This is a genomic window from Vibrio sp. V43_P6S15P86 (assembly GCF_009904725.1).
GTDB classification, from domain to species: Bacteria; Pseudomonadota; Gammaproteobacteria; order Enterobacterales; family Vibrionaceae; genus Vibrio; species Vibrio diabolicus.
In genome coordinates this window covers 19,384-44,798 of the sequence record NZ_WXWT01000202.1, presented here as the reverse complement: position 1 = coordinate 44,798, position 25,415 = coordinate 19,384, and the positions used below count along the sequence as shown (strand labels likewise).

The 25,415-nt window shown below is 45.3% G+C and carries 20 protein-coding genes and 2 pseudogenes (1 of these 22 running past the window's edge); 5 read left to right on the top strand and 17 right to left on the bottom strand.

The genetic code is table 11. The annotated features are described in order from the left end of the window. Positions 1–646, bottom strand: a 646-nt coding sequence (gene cobB, locus CAG69_RS08960; protein ID WP_161443808.1) for a Sir2 family NAD+-dependent deacetylase, incomplete at its 3' end; no start/stop codon positions are given. Between the two features lie 118 nt (positions 647–764). On the opposite strand from cobB, the gene CAG69_RS22300 reads away from it, so the two are divergent. Beyond that, positions 765–938: a hypothetical protein gene (locus CAG69_RS22300; RefSeq protein WP_202600732.1), complete on the top strand. Its 174-nt coding sequence runs from the start codon at positions 765–767 to the stop codon at positions 936–938. 32 nt (positions 939–970) lie between these two features. Here CAG69_RS22300 and CAG69_RS08955 read toward each other — a convergent pair whose 3' ends face one another. From CAG69_RS08955 to CAG69_RS08900, 13 genes and pseudogenes are all read right to left on the bottom strand, one after another. Beyond that, on the bottom strand, positions 971–2,191 hold the full coding sequence (locus CAG69_RS08955; protein ID WP_161443806.1) for an ammonium transporter: 1,221 nt from the start codon (positions 2,189–2,191) through the stop codon (positions 971–973). Between the two features lie 342 nt (positions 2,192–2,533). After that, positions 2,534–2,644 (bottom strand): annotated as a pseudogene (locus CAG69_RS22755) (immunity 49 family protein); the annotation flags it as partial. Between the two features lie 9 nt (positions 2,645–2,653). Further along, entirely contained in the window at positions 2,654–3,160 is a 507-nt protein-coding gene (locus CAG69_RS08950; RefSeq protein ID WP_012841835.1) for an ankyrin repeat domain-containing protein, read from the bottom strand. 2 nt (positions 3,161–3,162) lie between these two features. Further along, positions 3,163–7,317, bottom strand: a complete 4,155-nt coding sequence (locus CAG69_RS08945) for an RHS repeat-associated core domain-containing protein (protein WP_161443804.1) — start codon at positions 7,315–7,317, stop codon at positions 3,163–3,165. Positions 7,318–7,742: 425 nt separating this feature from the next. Then, positions 7,743–8,159 carry a hypothetical protein gene (locus CAG69_RS08940; protein WP_161443802.1) on the bottom strand — a complete coding sequence of 139 codons (417 nt, stop codon included), beginning with the start codon at positions 8,157–8,159 and terminating at the stop codon, positions 7,743–7,745. Beyond that, positions 8,143–9,195 carry a formate dehydrogenase subunit gamma gene (locus CAG69_RS08935; RefSeq protein WP_047008778.1) on the bottom strand — a complete coding sequence of 351 codons (1,053 nt, stop codon included), beginning with the start codon at positions 9,193–9,195 and terminating at the stop codon, positions 8,143–8,145. The genes CAG69_RS08940 and CAG69_RS08935 overlap by 17 nt, the downstream gene beginning before the upstream one ends. A 14-nt stretch (positions 9,196–9,209) precedes the next feature. After that, the gene (gene fdh3B / locus CAG69_RS08930; RefSeq protein ID WP_005377536.1) at positions 9,210–9,818 is read right to left on the bottom strand and encodes a formate dehydrogenase FDH3 subunit beta; all 609 of its coding nucleotides are present in this window, start codon (positions 9,816–9,818) and stop codon (positions 9,210–9,212) included. 11 nt (positions 9,819–9,829) lie between these two features. Further along, a complete protein-coding gene (locus tag CAG69_RS08925; protein ID WP_104974107.1) occupies positions 9,830–12,685 on the bottom strand; it encodes a formate dehydrogenase subunit alpha in 2,856 nt (951 codons plus the stop codon). 10 nt (positions 12,686–12,695) lie between these two features. Next, positions 12,696–12,896 (bottom strand): twin-arginine translocation signal domain-containing protein, encoded by a 201-nt coding sequence (locus tag CAG69_RS08920; RefSeq protein ID WP_005396171.1) that lies wholly within the window; start codon positions 12,894–12,896, stop codon positions 12,696–12,698. A gap of 73 nt (positions 12,897–12,969) precedes the next feature. Next, the gene (locus CAG69_RS08915) at positions 12,970–13,596 is read right to left on the bottom strand and encodes a TorD/DmsD family molecular chaperone (protein WP_006742580.1); all 627 of its coding nucleotides are present in this window, start codon (positions 13,594–13,596) and stop codon (positions 12,970–12,972) included. A 9-nt stretch (positions 13,597–13,605) separates the two neighbouring features. Then, a complete protein-coding gene (locus CAG69_RS08910) occupies positions 13,606–15,267 on the bottom strand; it encodes a 4Fe-4S dicluster domain-containing protein (protein ID WP_020903769.1) in 1,662 nt (553 codons plus the stop codon). A 308-nt stretch (positions 15,268–15,575) separates the two neighbouring features. Further along, on the bottom strand, positions 15,576–16,205 hold the full coding sequence (locus tag CAG69_RS08905; RefSeq protein WP_161443800.1) for a DUF3306 domain-containing protein: 630 nt from the start codon (positions 16,203–16,205) through the stop codon (positions 15,576–15,578). Next, complete coding sequence (locus tag CAG69_RS08900) at positions 16,195–16,659, bottom strand: DUF3305 domain-containing protein (protein WP_005396177.1); 465 nt, start codon at positions 16,657–16,659, stop codon at positions 16,195–16,197. Before CAG69_RS08900 ends, CAG69_RS08905 begins: the two co-directional genes overlap by 11 nt. A gap of 325 nt (positions 16,660–16,984) precedes the next feature. Here CAG69_RS08900 and CAG69_RS08895 point away from each other — a divergent pair, with 325 nt between their 5' ends. After that, positions 16,985–17,818 (top strand): formate dehydrogenase accessory sulfurtransferase FdhD, encoded by an 834-nt coding sequence (locus tag CAG69_RS08895; protein WP_005396179.1) that lies wholly within the window; start codon positions 16,985–16,987, stop codon positions 17,816–17,818. Between the two features lie 362 nt (positions 17,819–18,180). Here the strand turns inward: CAG69_RS08895 and CAG69_RS08890 are convergent, their stop codons facing one another. From CAG69_RS08890 to CAG69_RS08880, 3 genes are all read right to left on the bottom strand, one after another. Further along, positions 18,181–19,773 carry an ABC-F family ATPase gene (locus CAG69_RS08890; RefSeq protein WP_012841837.1) on the bottom strand — a complete coding sequence of 531 codons (1,593 nt, stop codon included), beginning with the start codon at positions 19,771–19,773 and terminating at the stop codon, positions 18,181–18,183. Positions 19,774–19,990: 217 nt separating this feature from the next. After that, entirely contained in the window at positions 19,991–22,030 is a 2,040-nt protein-coding gene (locus tag CAG69_RS08885; protein ID WP_161443798.1) for a sensor histidine kinase, read from the bottom strand. Next, positions 22,020–23,471, bottom strand: coding sequence for a sigma-54-dependent transcriptional regulator (locus CAG69_RS08880; RefSeq protein ID WP_161443796.1), 1,452 nt, complete (start codon positions 23,469–23,471; stop codon positions 22,020–22,022). The genes CAG69_RS08885 and CAG69_RS08880 overlap by 11 nt, the downstream gene beginning before the upstream one ends. A gap of 334 nt (positions 23,472–23,805) precedes the next feature. Here CAG69_RS08880 and CAG69_RS08875 point away from each other — a divergent pair, with 334 nt between their 5' ends. From CAG69_RS08875 to CAG69_RS08865, 3 genes and pseudogenes are all read left to right on the top strand, one after another. Then, positions 23,806–24,624, top strand: a complete 819-nt coding sequence (locus tag CAG69_RS08875; protein WP_005396187.1) for a substrate-binding domain-containing protein — start codon at positions 23,806–23,808, stop codon at positions 24,622–24,624. 6 nt (positions 24,625–24,630) lie between these two features. Then, entirely contained in the window at positions 24,631–25,329 is a 699-nt protein-coding gene (locus CAG69_RS08870) for an ABC transporter permease (RefSeq protein WP_005396188.1), read from the top strand. Between the two features lie 50 nt (positions 25,330–25,379). Continuing rightward, positions 25,380–25,415, top strand: a pseudogene (locus CAG69_RS08865) (energy-coupling factor ABC transporter ATP-binding protein) (it continues 691 nt past the right edge of the window).

Below are 25,415 nucleotides of genomic sequence, written 5' to 3'. Positions count from 1 at the left end.
CAAATTCACTTTCTACCGCACTAGGCTCAAGGTTAATTTCAATGGTATGTGCGCCATGCATTTTTGCATCATGAACAAAACCTGCTGCGGGATATACGACGCCAGAAGTTCCGATAGAAATAAATAAATCTGCTTCTTCTAATGCTGCGTAGATATCCCCCATTCGTAGTGGCATTTCACCAAACCAAACAATATGTGGTCGCATTTGTGAAGGGATCTGACAGCAGTGACAAAGCTCACCAGTCTTAATGTCCTCACTATGTTCTATAACTTGGTTTGATTCACTGCACCTCGCTTTTAAAAGCTCACCGTGCATATGAATGACGTTATGGCTGCCGCCTCTTTCGTGAAGGTTGTCTATATTTTGAGTGATGACCGTCACTTTACCTTCTAACTCAGCCTCTAGACGACCCAATGCTTCATGCGCTGCATTAGGCTGTATAGCATTGTCTTGAAGTTTCTTGCGGCGTTGGTTGTAAAAATCTTGAACAAGGTCCGGATCGCGAGCAAACCCTTCAGGTGTTGCTACATCTTCAATACGGTGATTCTCCCAAAGGCCATCTTGCGCACGAAATGTTTGAATACCAGATTCGGCCGAGATACCTGCACCAGTAAGTACTACAATATTTCTATAAGGGAAATTCATAACTCATCCTTGCTGTTTTTTCATTAGCTTAACACTGAAAGAATAGCAACAGTAGTAATATGGATTAGACCATGGTCGTAATGGGCACTATTAGAATTACAATTTAATAGGAACAGCAATGAGACAAGTATCTCTAGCGCTTATATTACTTACGACTTTAGCAGGTTGCCAATTAACCAATGTTGAAGGTGAAGTGGACGACGTAAAAGTAAGAGTCAGCACCAATGACGATAACCATCGAGGTAATGGTAATTTCTGTCCCCCTGGCCAAGCAAAAAAAGGCAATTGCTAAAAGAGCGGCTTTATGCCGCTCCCATATTGGCCTCAATCCTCGTTGGTCGAAGATATTTTATGAATGGCTAGGTCAGCGCCATTGAATTCGTCTTCTTCTGAAAGCCTCAGTCCCATACTGGTATTAATCGCACCGTAGACTACAAGTGCACCAAGCACTGCGATGGAAAGGCCCAAAAGCGTTCCTAGAAGCTGAACGATAATACTCACGCCACCTAGCCCACCCAATGCGCTTTGACCAAAAGTCCCAGCGGCAATACCACCCCAAGCGCCACATACACCGTGTAAAGGCCAGACACCTAGCACATCATCAATCTTGGTTTTGTTTTGTAGGTGGGTAAAAAGATAAACAAATAGCACGCCAGCAATCGCACCTGTCACTAAAGCACCGATAGGATGCATTAAGTCTGAGCCCGCACATACAGCAACCAAGCCAGCTAGTGGGCCGTTATGAATAAAGCCAGGGTCATTCTTACCAGCCAACAGTGACGCGACAATGCCCCCGACCATTGCCATCAATGAGTTCATAGCCACCAAGCCACTTATGCCTGACACAGTTTGAGCTGACATGACGTTGAAGCCAAACCACCCCACACATAAGACCCAAGCTCCCAAAGCCAAAAACGGAATATTCGAAGGTGCAAAGTTGGTGTGCTTTCCTGCTCGAACTCTGCCTTTTCTCATGCCCAAAAACACGACGGCAACAAGCGCTATCCAGCCGCCAACACCATGCACAACGACTGAACCTGCAAAATCGTGGAAGCCATAACCAAAGCTATTTTCAAACCAAGCTTGAACACCAAAGTTTCCGTTCCAGATCATTCCCTCAAATAACGGGTATACGATGCCGACAGTGAAAAATGTTGCGATTAGAATCGGATAAAAACGAGCTCGCTCTGCGATACCACCAGAAACAATAGCAGGAATCGCTGCAGCGAAGGTCAGCAAGAAAAAGAACTTCACCAACTCGTAACCATTGCCTTGAGATAACGTCTCTGCATCAGCAAAGAAGGTGCCGCCATAAGCGACCCAGTATCCAATGAAAAAATACGCAATGGCGGAAATACCGAAATCGGCCAAGATTTTAACTAAAGCATTAACTTGGTTCTTTTGGCGCACGGTTCCTACTTCAAGAAAAGCAAAACCAGCATGCATCAAAAAAACCATGATTGCGCCAAGTAGTAAGAAAAGTGTGTCGGAACTTTGCGTGAGAGTTTGTACAGCGCCGTGTACCTGATTGGCAGTTACACTCATTATGATTGTCTCCGTTGATCTGTAGCGCACTTATCCTGTGCATCAAAGTTAGGCTCATCACCAATTTGGTGAACTTAGTTTATAGAGCGTCTAACAGAGCAATTCTCATTCCATAATTTACATTTCTAACACTTACACTTTAATTTATTGTTTTGTATGAACTTTAATAAAATTATGCATTCTTGAAATGGTGCTTAACACGCTAATAAATGCACCAATGTGGTTTTAGTGCACCAACATAATGCGCACCATATAGCTCAACAAGCAGCAAACTCCCCACCATAAATATAAAAGCCACCTCATGAGAGGTGGCTTTTATACTGAATGGCTAACTAAAGGAGTTTATCGAGTGATCTTCCCTGCTTTTACTTCTTCTAGCCAACGCCCCTCGACGAGATAAGGAGGAAGCCAACCAGTTTCAACAGATAAACGGTTACCTTTGTCGTACCATATTAACTTCTACTAAGCGTGCCTATTGTGCTCTTTAATCATTTCTGCGATTTCCTTGCGTCCCCACTCATAAGCAAACGCTATAGCGTCCATGTCTTTCATAGAGTTACCAGTATATTTAACCGTTGTATCTATACCAGCTTTTAGTAATAACTCCACAATATTTTTATGACCTGCATGGATCGCAGCAAACAATGGGTTGCGGTCTGGTTCAGATATATCCATCACTGCACTTCTTTCTAGAAAATAGATAAGTAAGTCTAAATTACCTTCATATGCAGCTGTATTTAAGGGAGTTACACCTGAAGGCCCCCCCTTGACATTTACATCAATACCTAGATTCACCAGAAGCTCTACAATTTTATCTTGCCCTTGCTCCGTTGCGATGTGCAACCACGAACCTAATGGCGTAATTAGATGAAGTAATTTGTCATCTCCTGAGAGAATTTTTTCAACCTCACTTACATCACCCGATTTAATCGCGGCCATTACATCTTTTGCGCTATGCTCACCTGCCATCTTTATCTCCTCACAGCTGCTGTTTTACCCAGTGATTTTAAAGCGTTGATCATCTCATCACGCGTACCAAACATTTCATCGGTCATTTTAAGAAAATCAATAACTTGTTGTAACGCCTTAATATCATGTTGACCTTCAATGCGATTTGGAGCCCACACTAAATTCTCAGGGCCAAATATTGGATCAATGCCATATTTCCTCAAAAGAATTTGGCCCTCAGTAACGAGAGCTTGTTGCTCTGCCCCCAAGCCCTTCTTAAAGAGTATGTGGTGAGCATGTGGATCAGGCATATCTTTAGGAGGAGGCCCCACGACAGACCTTAAATATGCTCCAAAATCAAAGGTTTCATCAGAGTTCTTCGTCTCCAATAACAATCCTTGTAAAATTCGCAAACTTCCACTTTTATCCAAAGATGTGTTCGCAATACCAGATCCTTCATTTCTGTCGATAACGTGTGCATTTACAAAATCTTCTATCTTGACAACGCAATGAACTTCATGTTTTCTGCCGTCAGAATAATTTATGTGGCGATAGAAGGTAATCTCGTTTTTCTGCGAATCAATGTGCTCTAAATCATATTCATAGCGAATATGGTTTTGGCCATCCGGTCTTCGGATTTTGACCTGTGAACGGACGCCATCTTCTCCGACGGATGACTCTTTTGCGGCCTCTAAAATCTGATCACAAACCTCTTGGGGAACGTTGTTTTGCGCCTGATACTCAGCCAGCATTTGTTGTAAGCGTTTTAGCCCTTCTTCACACAAGAAGCCTGTTGGGTCAATCCACTGGATAGGGTTAACTGCATATTGGTAATGATTAATACCACCAGCAATAGATATCGGATCTTGTTGGATGAAACGTCCTAGCTTAGGGTCGTAATACCGAGCGAGGTTGTAGTGTAAGTTGGTTTCTTGATCGAAATACTGTCCTTGAAAACGCAATGGATTTGCTACATTTTCAATATGTACATGAGCAAAACCGTGAGCATCGTAACTTGCACTCCATACAACATTCCCTTCGCAATCGATCAGTCGCTCTGGTTTACCAACTTGATCGCACTGGTACCAATAAATAACGTCATTTTCTAGCAGTGCCACTGGCGTGTAGGTTTCTGGTTGATATAGGTACCAGCGGAAAGCACCTGAAGAGCGTTCACCAATTAAACGTTCACCTTCCCACAAGAACTCTGTAACGCCTTTTTGTGTAATTTTCTTCGTTCTGCGCCCTAGAGCATCATATTCATATTGACTGATGCCATCGTCGGTGTGAACTTCAATGAGCTGATTTAACGCATCAAACACTCGAGTCTGAACTTGTCCTTGCCCCTCACGTTTTGTCTGGTTTCCTTGCGCGTCATATTTGAACCGGACACCATCGTGAACTTCAATACGATCAGCGAATACCTCTGAAGTTGGCAAAGTAGGATTGCCAAAACTATCGTATTCAAACTTAGTCACTTCTCCGGAAGCATTGACTCGTTTCAGTTGCCCTAAGGCATCGTACTGATAATGCGTTGCTCCTGCCGTATTATCAATGATTGATGAAATGCGGTTTTGTGCGTTGTAAACGTACTTTTTCTCTCTATCTGGCCAATGTTGTTCAACCAAACGACCAACACCATCATAAATGATGCGCTCATTAAAATGTGCCGTTTTAATTTGGGAAACTCGCCCCATTTCATCGTAATGAAATTTGATTTGAGGTAAATCTAGGTTTCCAAACCGAATCGCTGAAAAACGCCCATATCGATCATAAGAGAAGTTCAGCTCCGTATTATCTGGCAGTACCTGAGATACGCGTTGGCCAACTCTGTTAAATTCCTGCGCTATCTCAAACTGACCTTGAATGCGCTTTGTTAAATGCCCGAATGAAGAGTATTGGTATTGCAATGTTTGATGGCGATTGGATGCGAAAGTAAGTCGCCCACCAAGCGTATAATTGAAGTGGTTCTCTACAATACTGCTACCATTTCCTGCTTTGACGTGCTTGAGATAACCCGCAGCGTCATAGCGGTACAGCACAGTCCTATCGGCGGCTTGCTTACGATGGATCCGCCCCATATCGTCATAATCAAATTGGCTGTGTAGATTATCAAACCCAACAGTTCCTGATAGCTGGCCTTCATCATCATACAGGAATTCGAATTCTAAGCCGTCACTCCGAACTAATTTAGTCAGGTTACGTTGTTGATCGTATTCATAAGAAATATGGCTGCCATCGGGAAAGATGACTGCTTCTTGTTGCGCGAGTGCTCCCCATTGATACGAGGTAACGCCAGCTGGAGTTCGAATCTGAGCAACACGACTGTGCTCATCGTAAGAATATTCTTCGCTATAACCGACTTTGTCCTCGTCGTTAAAATAACGAACTGATGTACGCCTGCCAAATTGATCATAAGCGAGTTGAGCAATACACCCATCGGGATAAGCGACGCCATTCACTAAATCTTCTTCATTGTAGCTGTAACGAAGTAATGTACCGTCTATTTCATTCGCGATAAGCCTTTGTTGTTCATCCCACCACCACTGACTTTTCTTACCATCTTCAGACTCTTTTTTGACGACTTGCCCGTGTTTATCGTAATCATATTCTGTTACACAGCCGAACTGATCGGTATCCCAAACTCTTTGACCGAGGCTATTGTAGTAAGCCTTCTCGATATCCCCATCTGGCGAAACCGTTTTAACTAACTTACCTAAGCCGTCATAGCCATATTGAATTTCTTTGCCAGAGGAATGAAGCTTAGAGGCTAATTGACCATGCTGATTATATTGATAATTTATCGTTGACTGATCAGGATAGATAGCTTGCGCTTTCCGTCCTAATTCATCATATTGCCATCGCCAAGTTCTACCTGTGGGGCTTATTTTCTCAAGTAGGTTACCCTGCTCGTCATGCAAGAAAGACCATTGATGATCTAACGAATCAGAATAAGAAGAGTGATTTCCTTGATAATGGAAGCGATAGTCATAAATTCCTGCGTCCCCAACGTTTCTGATGCATTTCGCTTTTGCACCTTCGCCATCCCATTCAAAATAATGAGTAAAGCCAGTCGGTCGTACACGTTTAACAATTAAATGACCACGGTATTGATACTGTTCCTTTAAGCCCAAATGATTAGTTGCACTGACCAAATCATCGTGCTCATCATAGCTATAAGTTGTCAGAACTTTTTGGGACTTTGCATTAAGCAGTTCTAAAAGGCGTCCTTGCTTATCATATTGACATTCAAGAACCGGACGCTTGTTGTATGCAATCTCGATCAATCGATGGTTTCGAGAATACTGCAGTTGAAACGTTGAAAACGTGCCATTTCTGACTTGTTTAACAAGCCAACGATCATCTTTTTGCTCAAAACGATATTGATGCCCATTAGCGAGCGTTACAATCCGAGTTGTTGAGCTTAGAAAATAACAGCTCGCACCAGCGTATATTTGATAACTTGTTGCTCCAATATCTACTGGCTCAAATACTGTGATATCGGCCTTATCGTCAATAAACTCCCAAGCGATAACATTGTCTTTCTCGTCCGTCTTCTCGCGTAATTCAAACTGAAATGCATGTCGCCAACCAAAGCCCATTCCATGATTTACATCCGACTGCGAAGAGCGATAAGTACGCTGCCAAGTAGTGCCTTGTTGTAGCTCGATATCATAGAGTTCGAGAATTTCTTCACCCGTCACAAGTGATACAGGATCACCGGCTTTCTCATGTTTTTCGCTACTTTGTTGTTGAGGCTTAGCAGATGCGGCACTTCTTCCACTCTTTTTATTCGACTTCCCCTTTCCCTTCGATGGTTTTGCATTGACGGTATTTTGAGTCGGTGGAGGCGTAACCGCTGACGAGAGTGCGTAGTTTTCTCCGGTCGGTACAATTCGAGCGACATGCAAGTCACCGTTCACCAAAGCATTGGCAAACGTTGAATTATAGTGTTGGGAAGTAAGCTCACCGTCAGGTATGTTTGGCTTGAATTGACCAATCGCATAGAACAAGTCTTCGACAGAGCGAAGGTCAAGCTCACCAAAGCTCTCAAGAAACTCTATTGCCTCTTGTTTGGTCACGAATGTTTTAGGTTCGCCGCTAGTAAGTAACTGACCTGAAAAGTGATAGCTTTCGCCAAAGCGATTCGTGATAGGAATGACGAATTGAGGGATCATAGCCGTAACGTGTTTGTCCTTTTCTTACCTTGCCGCATCAGTTAATGCTCGTTTCGCTCTTTTTATTTGTGAGAGCAAGATGCCTTAATCAAACATCCTCCGATAGAGATTCCTCTGTATGCGTAGACTGAATGTATTGATGGCAATTTTCACGTATGCAACTCTTTGAGTTTCTGAGCGCAGCGTACTTTAACGGGACGATGAATCCTGAGTAAATGAACAATAGCGTGAGTGAGACTAATGTCTCATCGCGACGCGATTTTTTTACATGTTTCTTACTTAACTATGATTTTCTGCCCAGTTACATAAATTCACTCAATAAGTTGCATCAAGTATCACCCCTGCGACTAAGTGCTTCATGTTTGAGACAAAACAGCAACAAAAAAAACCGCCTTAAATAGGCGGTTTTGCTTAAAGAGTATTGATTAAAGGTTTGGACCTGTCGATGGTCTGTGTGTTTGGTTATTGCGCAGTTGCTGCATCCCTTGAAACATTCGCATAAACCACACCAAGATGGCTAATGCAGCAAACACCATCCCTACCCAAGGAATAAAGTAAGCGATGGTTTCAAGCAAAGTACTATGCAACCAATAATCACTCACGCCAACGAGTACACCATTGGAAGTCGCGACGGTGACGATCAACACAACAAAAAACGTCAGGTAGAGAAAGAAGGTACGAATTAAACCGTAGTAATGAGAAATCACTACGTCGCTGTCTTCTCCCTTATCTAATCGGTAACCAGCATAGATAATTGCGATAACGCCTGAGATCAGAAACGTAAACGGGGTCAGACAGCTCAGGATGTACGCAACCCAAATCCCATTATGAGGTTTGTTCATTCGCTTTCGCTCCTTTTGCTTCCGTTTGTGCCGTATCTGTTTCGCCCATCGCTTCTTTGGATTTCACTTCTTCATACCAAAGATCGTGATGTTCTTTCGCCCATGTTTCATCAACTTCACCTGTCACCATGCCTTCTAGCGCACCTTCCATACCGAATAGACCAATATAGATGTGGAAGATAAAGCCACAGATTAGAATCAGTGCCGAAATCGCGTGAACTAGGTTAGAAAGCTCCATGTCACGGCGAGTTTGGCCAAAGATAGGAAAATCTAGAACTAAGCCACTCACTGCCGCGATAGCACCAAAGAAGATCAATAACCAATAGATTGCCTTCTCGCCACCGTTTGAGAAACCAGCTGACGGATGTGTGCCTTTGTGTTTACCAACCATGCCGCCCATTTTCATAAACCAACGAACATCTGTCATGTTTGGAATCGACTTGCGCCACCATTTAAAGAGCACGAGCATCAGCAAAATGAAGAACAATGGTCCCATGTAATTGTGGTACTGCTTCGCCAACATGACGATAAAGCCCCAGAACTCAGTAGGAACGTACGGTTTTAAGAAGTGCTTACCGTAAACTAGCATCAAACCACTGAATGCCAACGTTAAGAATGTAAACGCCATACTCCAGTGAAGCGCGCGGTCTAAACGAGACCAACGTTTCATCTTTCTGCCAGTACGCGGCTTGCTAAGCATTAAAGGGCCAACGAGTACGTAAGCCATGATTACCATTGCAATACTGCCGAAAATCGCGACAGCACCAGCTGGAGACATCCATTTCTCTTTTAGAATGTACCAAGTCTCACCAGGTTTACTGATCAATACGCCATGTTCTGGCGATTGAGACGTGGTGTAGCCTTCTTGCCCCTCTCTGACCTCGCGCCAATAGTCTGCCCCGGCGAGTTGCGTGATCTCCTGTTGAATAACTTTAGAAGATTGTTCCTCTGCTGAAGCAGGCATTGCGAAAGTCAGCAGCAATGCCGTCATCATTGACAGCATTGCTAGAGACGCACGTTTAAGCGTGTTTAACATGTGCCTCTCCTTACTTAGCTTTTCGTCGCATCGTAAGAAAGATCGTTTCCGTCTGTCCAACCTGCGTTTTTCGCGCCGCGTTCTACCACACGTTGACGGAAAATGTCAGAGACTTTCTCTGCGTCACCCGCAAGCAGCGCTTTTGTTGAACAAAGCGATGCACACATTGGTAACTTGCCTTCTGCGATACGGTTCGCACCGTATTTTTGGCGCTCTTCCTCAGAGCCAGGCTCTGTTTCTGGGCCGCCCGCACAGAAAGTACATTTATCCATTTTGCCACGTTCACCAAACGCTTCTTGTTTAGGGAACTGAGGTGCGCCAAACGGACAAGCAAACAAACAGTAACCACAACCGATACACAGATCTTTATTGTGAAGTACGATGCCGTCTTCGGTATGCTCGAAACAGTCTGCTGGGCAAACTGCCATACAAGGCGCATCGGTACAGTGCATACAAGCAACAGAGATGGAGTTTTCACCAGCTTCACCGTCGTTTAGTGTTACCACGCGGCGACGTTGAATGCCCCATTCAAGCGCATCGTCGTTTTCGTTCTTACATGCAGTAACACAGCCGTTACACTCGATACAGCGTTTGGTGTCACATAGAAATTTCATTCGTGCCATTGTCAGACTCCTTACGCTTTACGAATGTTACATAGGGTTACTTTGGTTTCCTGCATCAAGGTAACCGGGTCGTAACCGTAAGTGGTTGCCGTGTTAGCCGATTCGCCAACAACGTAAGGCTGTGTACCTTCTGGGTATTTAGGACGTAGGTCTTCACCTTCGAACTTACCGCCAAAGTGGAACGGAATGAACGCCAAGCCTGGTTTCACACGACGTGTTACCATCGCTTTCACCTTGATTCGTCCCTTCTCTGCACCTTCAACCCAAACATCATCACCATCTCTGAAGCCAAGATCGTTCGCGTCTTTCGGGTTCACTTCAACAAACATTTCTTGTTGAAGCTCGGCAAGCCAAGGGTTTGAACGCGTCTCTTCACCGCCACCTTCGTATTCAACCAGACGACCAGAAGTCAGAACGATTGGGTACTCGCCCGATTTGTCTTGCTCTTGAATGGATTTATACAACGTAGGAACACGGAAGATCGCATCTTTGTCGTCCCAAGTTGGGTAGTCCGTTACAAGGTCACGACGTGGTGTGTACAGTGGTTCACGATGCAGTGGTACGCGGTCTGGGAACGTCCAAACAATCGCACGCGCTTTCGCGTTACCAAACGGAATACAACCATGCTTGATCGCGACACGCTGAATACCGCCAGAAAGGTCAGTCTTCCAATTTTTACCCTCTGCTGCCGCTTTCTCTTCAGCAGTTAGGTCGTCCCACCAACCAAGTTGTTTCAATAACTTGTCAGTGAACTCTGGGTAACCATCTTTGATTTCACAGCCTTTCGAGTAGCTGTCTTCTGCAAGAAGGCTCTTGCCTTCGAATTCCACACCAAAGCGCGTACGGAAGTTACCGCCGCCTTCTGCAACCGTCTTAGACGTATCGTACAGAATGTGTGTACCTGGGTGTTTCATTTCCGGTGTACCCCAACACGGCCAAGGTAGACCGTAGGTTTCACCGTTTACAGGGCCACCTTCCGCTTCCAATGTGGTTTTGTGGAACGTATGCCAGTTTTGTTGGTGCGCTTTCAAACGCTCTGGGCTTTGGCCTGTGTAACCAATCGTCCACATGCCTTTGTTGAATTCACGCGTTAGGTCTTCAATCACCGGCTGGTTATTTTCAACACGGATGTTTTTGAACAGAAGATCTGAATAGCCCAGTTTCTTCGAAAGCAGGTACATGATTTCATGGTCTGGTTTTGATTCGAACAAAGGTTCAATCACCTGATCACGCCATTGCAGAGAGCGGTTAGAAGCGGTAACACTGCCGTATGTTTCAAACTGCGTTGTTGCAGGAAGCAAGTAAACGCCGTCGGTACGGTCGTTCATTACCGCAGCAACAGTTGGGTATGGGTCCACAATCACCATCATGTCCAACTTTTGCATCGCTTTTTTCATCTCAACACCACGTGTTTGAGAGTTCACTGCGTGACCCCAGTAGAACATTGCACGGATGTTTTCGCGTTGACGAATGTTGTCTTTGTTTTCCAGTACGCCATCCACCCAACGAGATACAGGAATACCTGCACTGTTCATTGGTTTTTGACCACCGTAAGCGTTGTCATCGAAACGGCCTTTAATCCATTCGTAATCGATTTCCCACACTTTTGACCAGTGACGCCAAGCACCTTCAGAAAGGCCGTAGTAGCCCGGTAGCGTGTCAGAAAGTACGCCAAGGTCGGTTGCGCCTTGTACGTTATCGTGACCACGGAAGATGTTTGCGCCGCCGCCTGATTTACCAATGTTACCAAGCGCTAGCTCAAGCACACAGTAAGCACGTGTGTTGTTGTTACCAGTAGTATGCTGAGTACCACCCATACACCAAACAATACAGCCTGGGCGATTTTCAGAAAGCAGTTTTGCTGTTTGGTAAACGTCTTCTTCGCTTACGCCTGTTACACGCTCAACTTCTGCTGGCGTCCACTTCGCTACTTCAGCACGGATTTCATCCATACCGAATACACGTTGACGGATGAATTCTTTATCTTCCCATTGGTTTTCGAAGATGTGCCACAACACACCCCAAATGAATGCTACGTCAGAACCAGGACGAAGTGATACATAGTGATCCGATTTTGCTGCCGTACGTGTACGACGAGGATCCGCTACGACGATCTTACAGTTGTTCTTCTCTTTCGCGATCAGAATGTGCTGCATCGCTACTGGGTGTGCTTCAGCTGGGTTTGAACCAATGAACAGCATCGACTTACAGTTGTGCATGTCATTGAAAGAGTTGGTCATCGCACCGTAACCCCAAGTGTTTGCTACACCCGCCACGGTTGTTGAGTGACAAATACGCGCTTGGTGGTCAACGTTGTTAGTGCCCCAAAGTGATGCCATTTTGCGGAACAGGTACGCTTGTTCGTTGCTGTGCTTTGCGCTTCCCAAGAAGTAAACCGAATCAGGGCCAGACTCTTTGCGGATGTCCATCACCTTGTTACCGATTTCTTCGATCGCTTGATCCCAAGAAAGCTTTTTCCACTTACCGTTTTCAAGCTTCATTGGGTATTTAAGACGGCGCTCACCGTGACCATGTTCACGCAGTGCTGCGCCTTTTGCACAGTGACCACCGGCGTTAAATGGGTGGTCGAATGCAGGCTCTTGACCCGTCCAAACACCATTTTGAACTTCTGCGTAAATACCACAACCCACTGAACAGTGAGAACAGATAGTACGTTTTACTTCTGTTTTCGCTTCTGGATCGACTGATTTTGCTTGCGCCTTTTTCATCATTCCCGGTGCGAATAGACTAGCACCAACCACTGCGCCACCAGCGGCAAGCGAAGTGTTTTTCATGAATGCACGACGAGATACGCCAAGCTGGTTCGTTTCTTTGCTCACACTGTCGGAGCGTTTGACAAGTTTCATCCGTTATCTCCTAAAGTGTGTCGTAGTAATCGCGAATGTGTTGAGTTTCACGATACCCTTTCTTCTTCACGTCTTTTTCAGAAGGCTCAACCGTTTCTGAAGCAACGGCCACTTTCGTGGTTCCCGCAACAACAGCACCAGCAACGGCAGCGGTTGTGAAGCCTTTTAGGAGATCCCTACGGCTTGTGTTTATTTCTTTATTATCTTTCATCATTGCTTCCTTACCTTACGGTAGATCTTTGGAGACTCATGCCTCTCTATCGATATGACCAAGTACTGCTCGATTACTCGTAATCAGTGACGTTTTTCACATCAATTTTTAATTTGCTCTTACTGCTTTTGGTGTTCACGCTAAAGCGCACTTGCTCTAACGTTAAAAATGCATCGCAAAGCTGTGCAGCTGGCTTGTAGAAGTTCACGCTTTCTGCGTTCTCTAGTTGGCGCGTAAAAGATTGGAACCACGGCGCGATGTGTTTGTTAAACACCGCTTGTTGAAGTTCTTCCTCTTCACCCGTCAGCATTGCCATCACTTCGCACAGTGCAGAAATATGGTCTTCAGGCTCTTTCACGTTCTCTTCCCGTTCGATGCCTAAAAGTTCCAAATCGCGACGAATTTCCGCTAACGGTTTTTCCATCATTGAGCCAGTGCGATGCCAAGATCCGAATGGCACAACTTCACCACGTCCAATGCCAATAAACAGATCTTGGTATTCTTCTTCTAACGCTTCTCGTTGCGCTTCGTTCGCGGCTTGTTGCAGTGCGAGCCAAGCTTTTTGCATCGCGCTCTCAGACGGTTCAATTTCTAGCGATTTCAAGAACGCCAGCATTTCATCACTAGGCGCACTACGAAAAAGCGCGGATAGAACGAGATAAATGTCCGTTCTCAGTGTTTGTTCTTGTTGTGTATCCACTGCGAGCTCCTAGTATTTCAATTGATTCATTGGATCAGCAGCCATCGACTCAAACATGTCGATCACACGACAGTCTTCACACATGGCGATGCGATTAATGGCGGCTTCATCAGAGAAATGAGAATGACCACGAAGCTTGTTTTGCAGCATGTCGATCATCGATTGCGGAGCAAAAGGCTTGTGACAGCGAATGCACTCGGCTGCCTTTTCTTCATGAATCACAACCGCTTTCTGGCGTTCTTCTTTCACCCAGTTCATACGAGGAGTAAGCGTCAGCACTTTCTCTGGACACGCTTTCTCGCACAGCCCACATTGAATGCAGTCTTGCTCGACGAATTTAAGCGACGGAGATTGGCCGTCCGTATGCAATGCACGTGTTGGACACACCGCCACACAGCTCATGCACAACGTACAATCTTTATTTTCACAAGAGACTGTGCCGTAAGGTGCGTTCGCTGGAAGCTCAACAATGTTCTCAACTGGAATACGCGATGCTGACAACGCATCCAACGCCGTAAATAGACGCTGACGTTTGTTACCTTGCAAATCACCTAATGCCAAATCAAAAGACTCGGTACAAAGTGTCGGTGCACCTTCACGTAGTGATTCTAGATACAGAATGTCGATGGTTTCTTTGGCGATACCAAGTTGGTCGAGCAGTTCTTGAGCAATACCTACTTCGCTATTAAGCACACGAATAATGGTTTGAGGCATAAAACGCGAAGCCGCAAACAGCACCTGAGTAGCACCGTTCACAAGCGCGGCGAACCAAGTATCTATACCAACCGAAGGCAGTTCTTCCACCACAATTGGAATTACATTATCTGGCAGTGCTTTTAGTGCCATCACGTTGTAGCTCTCGTGGCGAGAACTACAAATCAATACGATAGGATCTAAACCACCCGCTTGCTCATAGTTGGCTAGCGTACGTTCAATAAACTTTTGCGTATCTTCGGGGTTTGGCAATGCGTAATGAATCGCTTCTGTCGGACACGCTGTAGCACAAGTACCCACGCCTTGACATAGGTATGGGTTGATCTCGATGCGATGGCCCGTTTTGTCGCTGCCTTCACTCGATAGTGCCCCTGCCGGACAAGCATCCACACAACGTTCGCAACCTTTTACGCCACGAGAGCTGTGTGCACATAGATCGGTATCTAAACGGAAGAATTTCGGTTTATCGAACGTCCCCATCAAGGTTGGAATTTCTTCCAACGCTTCAGCCAGTTTCGGATAGCCACGACCAACTGGGTAGTAGCCCGGTACTGGTACTTCTTCCGACATGCAGCTGTTTAGGCAAAGATCGAGTACGATATCGAAACAATCGCTATTGATCGCGACCTTGGCAAGATTGTTGGTCGAACCATGATTTTCAATCAGAACTTCAAACGTACCTAAGAACCCTGAAACCTGAACCGAATTGGCGTAGTAAAGCTCGGGATTTGTTCCCTTTTCGCCATCGGTAGAAAGCAGCGTTAGGCTGTTCATTTGCGACAATTGCGCTGCCGCACTTTCGATGATTGCCGTTGGACCCACAATCAAAGTATTACCGCCGCTTTCATAGCTTACGGTTGGTGGAATAAGATTGGTCAACTCTACGGTATTTTCGAAAGCGTACAGCCTCGCTTTACCGTTATTGGAAGTTGCTTGTTCTAATAATTGTTTCAGCATTGCTCAATTCCATTTATGAACATGGATAGTCTTTTCCATCTCTTAGTGTAGTTAGCGCCGGAGATTCTGCTGATTAACTTATCAATGAGCATCCTTATTCCGCCATCTATAGGCGATGAATACTACGCAGTGCGTCCGTGCTAACTTCAACCAGATTGGTATTGAGCAACAAATAGCAAATGTCATGCCAATAAAATATCAATTAAAATTCAATCACTTAGATATTTTACCGACAAATAGTAGGGATAAAAAAACCGGTTGAGACATTTTGTCCCAGCCGGTTCATTGAGTGTTTAGTCAAAATGTACCTATTCTTTGTGTGGTATATTTTGTCTCACCTCGTTAGGCGGTGATTCCTCAGCAAAAGTATCACTTTCACCAGATACTGTATTTATATACAGTTCACTTTCATCTTGGGTAATTCCGGCGCTTTTTTCGGCGTTTAGTTCTGAGTCTTCAACCACCTCAGATGCGATATCGTCAGCGTTAAGTTCAGATCCTTGCGCCGTTTCAGCGTCTGGTTCTTCTTCCACTTTTTCTTTAACCCAATCACGCAGCGTCTCTGCGACGTCTTTAGAAAGTGACTTTAAGTTACTGTAATCATCATCGTAATCGTCTAGGCCATCACGCACGTTAAATTCTTCGGACAAGAACATTTTGCGCAGCGCGGCTTTCTTAACGCTTTCTGAAGCTTCAGAAACCAGCAGTTGCGCCACAGACATTTCTTCGGGCTTTTCAGTCTCTACACTCGCGGTAATGTCTGGAGCCTGACTAACCTCATTGACGTTCAAAGCGTCTGAGCTTTCGTCAGCGTTTGAAAGCGCTGTGACACTATCTTCGGATTGCTCCGTCTCTGTTATCGGCGTGATCTTTTCGTCATGTTGGGAAGATTCTTCTAATTTACGTTTCGACCAACGGCTTAAAAAACTAGTTGCCATTCGCTCTGCCCGCTCCTTTGCGTTTCTTACGTCTTACTTCTAACAACTCACCGTGGCGACCAATAAAGGCTTCCATCCAAGCCTGAACGGCTAACGGCATATCGTTGGATAGTACAAGGTTGTCGCCATCCATATATTGCGCCGCGACAGATTGTGAAGCCGTTAGTAACTGTATCGCTGGTTTTTCACCAGACTCGACGTTATCCATCACTAAAAAAAGTTTAGGTTGCTGAGAGCTTAAGTTAAAGCGGTAGTCTGTACGCTCGTCTTTGTGTAATTGCAACAGACAAACATCGGGAGTCTCTTCCGTCGGATTTAGCGCAAATCCCGTCAACTGCCATTGGGTTGTTACCCAAATCCCTGTACTGATCTCATGCTCAACAAGCTCTACGCCAATTGGCCATGCGTCTTCGGTCTTCTCGTAATTGTTCTCGAAATCTTTCTTATCCGACATAACTCACCCAGTTTTTCTATTTTGGTCTGAAAGCAATCAGGACACTTTGACCTTACTTTCGACCATTTTATTGACTTGTAAGCAATAAACGAGCCACACTGATAAAGCTTAGCCTATTCATGTCCTCTGGCTATAAGTACCAAACTAGCCGAAACTCAAATGTACGGATGTGTCATTACTGCGAACTCGCAGTTTTAATGCATTGTTGACATAAAACCTCGCAATTTTTGTGGGAACCGCTATTTTGGAACGAGATTTGCTTTGCTAACCACTTAGCAAGCTAAATGCGTAGCAACCTAACGCTCTTAATCACTAGGACACGACTGTGCTGAAACCAAATATTATTAAAACCAGTGAAAATCCCCTGCAAACCATTGAAGTCGATGTGTACGACGAGTACGGCGAAAAGCTCACGAAGCAAATCGCTTGCGAGCGTCCTCTTACGGTCATGCTGAACTGGAAAGAAGTGGTCACGCTCATGACGCTAGGTTCGCGTCCAGAAGCGTTGGTACTGGGTTATTTAAAAAACCAAAGCTTCCTGTCTGATCCAGCAGCGATTGAATCCGTCATTATTGACTGGGAAACGCATTCCGCAGCAGTGATTACTAAAGAAAATACCGAACATTTAGAAGGCGCCCTGAAAAAGAAAACCGTCACATCTGGCTGTGGTCAAGGCACCATGTATGGCAATGTGATGAAACAACTTGAGAACTACCAAGTGCCTCAAGTTCCGCTTAAACAATCAGAAATCTATTCCGCATTGGAAGCGTTGACTCATTACAACGACACCTACAAAAAAGCAGGTGCGGTGCATGGCTGTGCGGTTTGCAAAGGCAATGAGGTATTGTCATTTGTGGAAGATGTCGGCCGCCACAATGCAGTGGATACGCTTGCAGGTGAGATGTGGCTCAAAGAAGAAACAGGTGAAGATAAAATTTTCTACACAACTGGTCGCCTTACTTCAGAGATGGTGATTAAAGTGGCTCAAATGGGCATTCCTGTTCTGCTTTCTCGCTCTGGCGTTACTCAAATGGGGTTAGATCTTGCGAAACAATTTGGTATTACGACCATTGCGCGTGCGAAAGGTTTACGCTTCCAAGTATTTACCGGAGCCGACAAAATTGAGTTTGATGTGAAAGGCGAAAGTGCATCTCGTTAACGAGAAAATAATACAAAACCGTCGATTAGTGTAAACTTATAACAATTGGGATAAGTAAATCATCACGTTATGAAGGCTTAATTAAACGATATAAGTCAGAAACAGCAACGTGTGTTGTAGTAATAACAACGCTTGCTTTAATTGATGCTAACTACAGCTCATTCACAAAGGATGTGAACTATGGACAATGACCAACTGTGGAATTTTTTGCTCACGCCCAGTGGCATCATGCTCTCAATGATCATTACATTTGGTGTCGTCGGCATATATGCGTATATAACCGGTCAGTTTAAGGATTAAGACCAATATAAAAAGCCTCGCTAAATAGCGAGGCTTTTGCTTTTTAAACACTTCGCGAGTAATTACGCGTCAACGCCACGAGATTTTAGGAACTCAGAGTACGTGCCTTTGAAGTCCGTGATCTTGCCATCGCGGATTTCGATAATACGCGTTGCTAGCGAGTCTACGAATACACGGTCGTGAGATACGAAGAACAACGTGCCTTTGTATTGCTCAAGCGCGGTGTTCAAAGATTCAATCGATTCCATATCCATGTGGTTGGTAGGTTCGTCCATTAGCAGCATGTTTGGCTTGTGCATCATCAGCTTACCAAGCAGCATACGACCTTGCTCACCACCAGACAGTACTTTTACTGACTTCTTAATGTCGTCTTGACCAAACAGCATACGACCAAGGAAACCACGAACGACTTGCTCGTCATCACCTTCTTGACGCCATTGACCCATCCAATCCGTTAGGTTCATGTCTTCTGCAAAGTCATGCGCGTGGTCTTGCGCGTAGTAACCGATATTTGAGTTTTCAGACCATTTGTACTCACCCGCGCGCGGTTCAAGCACACCAGCAAGCGTGTTTAGAAGTGTTGTTTTACCCACACCGTTCTCACCGATGATCGCAACGCGCTCACCCACTTCAAAAATTGCATTGAAGTCTGAGAACAAGTCCTCTTCGAAACCTTGGCTTAGGTTTTCAACAATCAGAGCGTTACGGAACAGCTCTTTCGACTGTTCGAAACGAATGAATGGGTTTTGACGGCTAGACGCTTTAACTTCATCCAGTTTGATCTTGTCGATTTGCTTAGCACGAGATGTCGCTTGTTTTGCTTTCGATGCGTTTGCTGAGAAACGTGCAACGAACGTTTGTAGCTCTGCAATTTGTGCTTTCTTCTTCGCATTGTCGTTTAATAGACGTTCACGAGCTTGAGAAGCTGCTGTCATGTACTCATCGTAGTTACCTGGGTAAATGCGCAGTTCACCGTAATCCAAGTCAGCCATGTGCGTACATACTGAGTTTAGGAAGTGGCGGTCGTGCGAGATGATGATCATCGTGCAGTTACGCGCGTTTAGCGTGTCTTCCAACCAACGGATCGTATCCATGTCCAAGTTGTTGGTAGGTTCGTCAAGCAGCATAACGTCTGGGTCTGCGAATAGAACTTGCGCTAGAAGCACACGAAGTTTCCAGCCCGGCGCCACTTCACTCATTAGGCCGAAGTGCTGCTCCATTGGAATACCCACCGCAAGAAGAAGCTCGCCCGCTTTGGCTTCTGCCATGTAGCCGTCCATTTCCGCAAACTGAACTTCTAGGTCAGCCACTTTCATGCCGTCTTCTTCACTCATTTCAGCAAGTGAGTAGATACGGTCACGCTCTTTCTTCACTTCCCATAGCTCTTTATGACCCATGATAACGGTATCGATTACCGTAAATTCTTCGTAAGCGAACTGGTCCTGGTTTAGTTTTGCAACGCGCTCGTTTGGATCGTAACTCACGTTACCGCTGGTTTGCTCAAGCTCGCCGCTGAGGATCTTCATAAAGGTTGATTTACCACAACCGTTAGCTCCAATTAAGCCGTAGCGATTACCTTCGCCGAACTTAACTGAAATGTTTTCGAATAGCGGCTTAGCGCCGAATTGTTGAGTAATATTCGCTGTGGAGATCAAAACCTTTACCTTAGCAATTGGGGTGTATTTAGAAAAACCGGGCAACGGTACTTGTTCATGCTACATACTGCAAGTGTTGTTTTTATTAATTCATCGCTAGTGAAACCATCGCAGTGCTTCTTCAAAGCAAAAAGCTCAAGCACAAATGCGTCATTGAATACAAAAAAGAGCCAGTATTATAACTGGCTCTTTCTTCCGTAATGCTTACAACAAGTGACTAAGCGATATTCGTCACCTCTAGGATCAGCTCGGCTTTTTTAGGTAAATAAATACTGAATTTACTGCCCTTTCCCCATTCCGACTCGGCTTTTAGCTCACCACCCGTTTGGCTGAGGATACTTTGAGAGACCGACAGTCCCAATCCAGTACCCTCTCGCTTCGTCGTGTAAAATGGTGAGAAGATTCGATTCAAGTTTTCTGGCTTAATACCGCAACCCTCGTCAATAACATGAATCGCGGCTCCTTTCACTTCGCCCTCGTCAATCCAGTCTTCACTGACTACGGTTAACGTGCCTTTGCCGTTCATTGCGTGAATGGCATTCATTTGCAAATTAACTAAGATTTGTAGCAAGTGGTGACGGTTTATCTCAACGGACGTATGCGCTTGTAGATCAGTCACAAACTCGACGTCGCGTTTCTTGGTGCCCGTTTTAACCAAGGTGATGCTTTCATCAATGATAGGATTGACATGTTGCCAAGTGATTTCATCTTGAACACCACCTTGGCGACTGTATTGCAATAAACTGCGCGTGATATTGCGGATACGATCAATTTGCGCGTGAATCGCATCAATCTCTTCTTGTACTCGACTTGCATCGTCACCCAATTCAAAATGGATCAACTCCACGTTGCCAAGGATCACGGCGGTTGGGTTATTGATTTCGTGAGCAATCCCCGCGGTGAGTTCTCCCAGTGCTGCCAGTTTTTCATGAACAACGAGTTTGTCGCGAGTTTGGTTGAGCAATTGAATATGCAGCTCTAGATCTTGGGTTTTTTCTCTAAGGCTTGCCGTACGCTCTTGAACTTTGCATTCAAGTTGCGCTGCGGAGTTCTTCAGTTCAATTTTGCGCTCTTCTAGCGCGTCTAACATATCATCAAACTGTCTGGCTAATTGTGCGAGTTCATGATCGGCATCCAATCCCAACGGACCAATCCGTTTTTCTTTACCTTGTTGGACCTGCTTCACCACTTTATGGATGCGTTCGATCGGTCGAAACAGATCATAAGAACCGCGATAAACCATGACGCCAGAAACCAGTAATAGCATTAAGGTAATAAGGCTGATTTCGGCGATGTTGGTCATGTATGCTTTCACAAATGGCCACATCAGGTAGCCGGTATAAAGCATACCAATGACGTTATCGTACTGGTCTTTGATTGGTTGATAAGCGGTGATGTACCACGCATCGTACACATACGCGCGGTCGACCCATTGCTGACCTTGAGAGAGCACTTGGTTATACACTTCAGCACTCACTCGCGTACCAATAGCGCGCCCTAGCCTATGATCGCTGTCTAGAGGAACGTTGGTGCTTACACGCAAATCATTAAGAAATACCGTCAACGTACCCACAGGGCGAAGGCGGTCATTATCACTTAAGTATATGAGATCGCGGATTTGATCCACCAGCACTGTACTATTGTTAAGGAGCAAACCACCATCCAGAAAGCCGATCAAATCGTTCGCTTGGCTGTATACCGGAATCACGGTTCGACTGACTAACCCACGCGCCTCCCTGTCACCATCAGCAAGAATAGGCACTTCTGCTCGTTTGGCGAGTTCAGGATCGAGGCGTTCGAGTTCTTCTTTATTGAGTACATCAAAAAACGATTCGCGCTTGGTGAGATCCATAAAGCGGAATTTGTTTTCCATCGAGTTGACGCGTTGGAAAGAGAGAAAATCTAAAGCATATCTTTTCTTCTGCTCAGTGACCCACTTTTGCAGCTCATCTTGCGGTATCCCTTGATTGATGCGAATACGAAAATCATATGAGTCAGCAAACGCACGTACGTAATTCGATTGCTTTTGCTGTAACAACGTTACGCTGTTATTTGCAACACCCAAACGTTCAGAAACATCAAGCAGCGCATTTTGCCACGTGTAATGAATAGACCAATAAATGGTAATGCCGATCAGAGCTAACAATGTGAGGAAAATCGGCGCAGAGGTTAAGAATAACAAGCGATAACGCACCATGGTTTTAAAACGGTGCGTCCATTTTGACAATCCTTTGTGCTGTGGGCCGTTAGTCGGCATATTCCTCACCCTCAGAATCCCATTCTTTGTACTTACGTTCTAAGGTCTTGCGAGCTACGCCCAAGTCACGAGCAGCAGCAGACTTATTGCCTTCATGCAAGTTAACGACTTGTTTAATATGTGCTTTCTCGACTTCTTTTAACGTCCAGCTGTTTGGATAGCCTTCGCCAGTGAACTCTCTACCTTCTTTAAACGTCGGTAGTTCAGCAGAATGAGAAACGGTAATCGACACATTAGGCAATGAGTGTCCACCATTTAGCTCCCGCCAATAATGCGCAGGCGGTTTGCCAAGTAAAATGCATCGCTCGATCAAGTTTTTCAGTTCACGAATATTGCCTGGCCAATCGTACTCACTCATGGCTTCCATGTCCTCGTGCGCCCATTTTGGCGCAGGCATACCAAGCTCCCGCGTCAGCATATTGCTGAAAAATGGCACGAGCTCAAACAAATCGGTTTTGCGCTCACGCAGAGGACACACTTCGATTTTGAGCACATTCAAACGGTAATACAGGTCACTGCGGAAGTTTCCTTGGTTGACCTCTTCTTGCAGGTTTCGGTTGGTGGCGGCAACAATACGGACATCAATGCTGATTTCTTTTTCTGAACCAACAGGACGGATAGTACGCTGCTCTAACACACGCAATAATGATGCCTGCATTGCAAGTGGCATTTCCCCAATTTCATCGAGGAACAAGGTGCCGCCATTTGCTACGCGGAACAAACCTTCACGAGATTTTTTTGCACCGGTAAACGCGCCCGATGTATGACCAAATAACTCACTTTCAAGTAGCTCTGGCGCAATGGCGCCACAGTTGATTGGCACAAATGGGCCCGTTCGCCCACTCGCTTGGTGAATACCTCGCGCAACCAGCTCTTTACCCGTACCCGACTCACCTTCGACCAAAACAGAAGCACGCGACGGTGCAAACTGGTTAATAAGCTGCTTAAGCTGACGCGTTTTTTCTGAACCACCGATGATCTCGGAGGTATTGTGACGTTGGTAATCGCGTGTCATGGCGTACTGCATGCGTTCGTTCAAACGGCGATCCATACAGCGACTGACCGCTTTTAACATCTGCTCAAGGTTGAATGGTTTGAGGATAAAGTCGGAAGCACCGAGCTGTAGCGCTCGAATGGCAATTTCTAAATCCGCATAACCCGTCATAAAAATCACATCGGCACGTTTGTCATCCTCTTCAAACGCTTCTTCCCACTCAATTCCAGAACGCCCTGGCAGATTAATATCCAGTAAGATCAGATCATAATGTCGAGAATTACGCAGTTGTTCTGCTTCTTCAATGCTACCAGCTGTATCGACATGTGAAAAAAGCTTACCCAATGCCTTTTTCAAGATGGCTTGCATGCCTAATTCATCATCGACGACCAGTACGGAAAAGGCGCTATATTGTTGGTTTGTACTAAGATGGGATTGAGTAGACATATTTACCCCAGATGGATTTCGATGGGACAGAGTGTACCAAGTTTAAACAAAGATACCCTACAAAAAGTGCGACATTTTGTACCAACGCAAACTTTTATGCAAATAACCCCATGATTTAGTGCATAAACCAAGCACTTTAAGCTTGTAAAAGGTTGGCATCTTGTTTGCTTTAAGGTGGATACGGAGCGCATTTAAGTGATCTCAGGATGTTGATGTTTGCTTATTCCAACACCCTAAGACAACTTGCGTATTACGCTAATCGCTCTCGTCCAAAAAGGCTTCTCCCTAAAACCTGGAGAGATTCCAAAGAATCATTGGAAAGGAACACATAAAAATGAAAAAAATTGCGCTAACTCTGGCTGCAACGTCAATCACGCTTGTAAGTTACTCTGCGTTTTCCGCTCAAGATGGCGAGCACGTTCGCCTAGCAACCACTACCAGTACTTACCATTCAGGGTTACTTGATTACCTGCTTCCACAATTTGAGAAAGACACGGGCTACAAAGTCGATGTTATCGCTGCGGGTACTGGCAAGGCCTTAAAAATGGGCGAAAACGGTGACGTAGATTTGGTGATGACACACGCACCAAAAGCCGAAGGCACATTCGTTGAGAAAGGCTACGGCGTTCTACCTCGTAAACTGATGTATAACGACTTTGTAATTGTAGGCCCGAAAGCTGACCCAGCAAAAATCAAAAATGACGAAGGCGTGTTAGATGTATTCAAAGAGATCGCGAACAAAAACGCAACGTTCATCTCTCGCGGCGATGATTCTGGTACGCACAAAAAAGAAATGGGCTTCTGGGCTCAAACTAAAATCGAACCAAACTTTGGTGGCTACCGCAGCGTAGGTCAAGGTATGGGCCCAACGCTGAACATGGCGTCTGAAATGCAAGGCTACACAATGACAGACCGCGGAACATGGTTGGCTTATCAAAACAAATTGGATCTAGAAATTCTGTTCCAAGGCGATGAAAAACTGTTTAACCCGTACCAAGTTATTCTTGTTAATCCTGAGCGTTACCCAACAATCAACTACCAAGGTGCAAAAGCATTCAGTGATTGGTTGGTGAACCCTCGCGGACAGGAACTTATCAATGGTTTCCGCCTAAACGGTAAACAACTGTTTGTTGCGAATGCTGAGAGCAAATAACGCAATATGAATCTTGCTGATACAACACTGGAAGCGCTTCGCTTACTGGTGAATTTTGATGCAGACCTATGGGAGATCGTTGCGGTCTCCTTTAGTGTTTCTATCACGGCAATATCCTTGGTGGTATTGCCGGCTATTTTAATGTCCTTTGTACTGGCGTATACCGACTTTCGCGGTAAATGGTTTTTGTTGTCGATCGTGAATACGCTGCAAGCGGTCCCTACCGTCGTGATTGGCCTGTTGCTGTACATGTTGCTGTCGCGCGCTGGCCCTTGGGGAGACTGGCAAATGCTGTTCACTCAGAAGGCGATGATTTTCGGCCAAATGGTGATCTGTTTCCCTGTTTTGGTATCGATGATGCATGGTGCATTGCAATCTAGCGACCGTCGCGCTGTGGAAACTGCCATCACGCTAGGCGTCTCCATTCCGCGCGTGGCCGCTACGATGATTTGGGAAACCCGCTTTCCTCTACTCGCAGCTATCATTGCAGGGTTCTCACGTATCGTAACCGAGGTGGGCTGCTCAATGATGGTAGGCGGAAACATTATGGGCGTAACGCGCAATATTCCGACCGCTATCGCAATGGAAAGCAGCAAAGGTGCTTTTGCGCAAGGAGTTGCATTAGGAATTGTATTACTATCTTTAGCGTTGGCACTAAACTTCTTCTTATCAAGCATGAGAGGCAAAGGCTACCTCAGAACATAGAACATGAAGCAAACAAACGACTCACCATTAACCCCATGTAGAGGCGCATTATGACTATAAAAATCACCGCCGAACAGTTATCCATG

Excerpts from the sequence above, each read along its gene's own strand:
- CAG69_RS22300 (WP_202600732.1), top strand. The coding sequence starts at position 765 with ATGAGACAAGTATCTCTAGCGCTTATATTACTTACGACTTTAGCAGGT.
- CAG69_RS08955 (WP_161443806.1), bottom strand. The coding sequence starts at position 2,191 with ATGAGTGTAACTGCCAATCAGGTACACGGCGCTGTACAAACTCTCACG.
- CAG69_RS08950 (WP_012841835.1), bottom strand. The coding sequence starts at position 3,160 with ATGGCAGGTGAGCATAGCGCAAAAGATGTAATGGCCGCGATTAAATCG.
- CAG69_RS08945 (WP_161443804.1), bottom strand. The coding sequence starts at position 7,317 with ATGATCCCTCAATTCGTCATTCCTATCACGAATCGCTTTGGCGAAAGC.
- CAG69_RS08940 (WP_161443802.1), bottom strand. The coding sequence starts at position 8,159 with ATGAACAAACCTCATAATGGGATTTGGGTTGCGTACATCCTGAGCTGT.
- CAG69_RS08935 (WP_047008778.1), bottom strand. The coding sequence starts at position 9,195 with ATGTTAAACACGCTTAAACGTGCGTCTCTAGCAATGCTGTCAATGATG.
- fdh3B (WP_005377536.1), bottom strand. The coding sequence starts at position 9,818 with ATGGCACGAATGAAATTTCTATGTGACACCAAACGCTGTATCGAGTGT.
- CAG69_RS08925 (WP_104974107.1), bottom strand. The coding sequence starts at position 12,685 with ATGAAACTTGTCAAACGCTCCGACAGTGTGAGCAAAGAAACGAACCAG.
- CAG69_RS08920 (WP_005396171.1), bottom strand. The coding sequence starts at position 12,896 with ATGAAAGATAATAAAGAAATAAACACAAGCCGTAGGGATCTCCTAAAA.
- CAG69_RS08910 (WP_020903769.1), bottom strand. The coding sequence starts at position 15,267 with ATGCTGAAACAATTATTAGAACAAGCAACTTCCAATAACGGTAAAGCG.
- CAG69_RS08905 (WP_161443800.1), bottom strand. The coding sequence starts at position 16,205 with ATGGCAACTAGTTTTTTAAGCCGTTGGTCGAAACGTAAATTAGAAGAA.
- CAG69_RS08900 (WP_005396177.1), bottom strand. The coding sequence starts at position 16,659 with ATGTCGGATAAGAAAGATTTCGAGAACAATTACGAGAAGACCGAAGAC.
- CAG69_RS08885 (WP_161443798.1), bottom strand. The coding sequence starts at position 22,030 with ATGCCGACTAACGGCCCACAGCACAAAGGATTGTCAAAATGGACGCAC.
- CAG69_RS08880 (WP_161443796.1), bottom strand. The coding sequence starts at position 23,471 with ATGTCTACTCAATCCCATCTTAGTACAAACCAACAATATAGCGCCTTT.
- CAG69_RS08875 (WP_005396187.1), top strand. The coding sequence starts at position 23,806 with ATGAAAAAAATTGCGCTAACTCTGGCTGCAACGTCAATCACGCTTGTA.
- CAG69_RS08870 (WP_005396188.1), top strand. The coding sequence starts at position 24,631 with ATGAATCTTGCTGATACAACACTGGAAGCGCTTCGCTTACTGGTGAAT.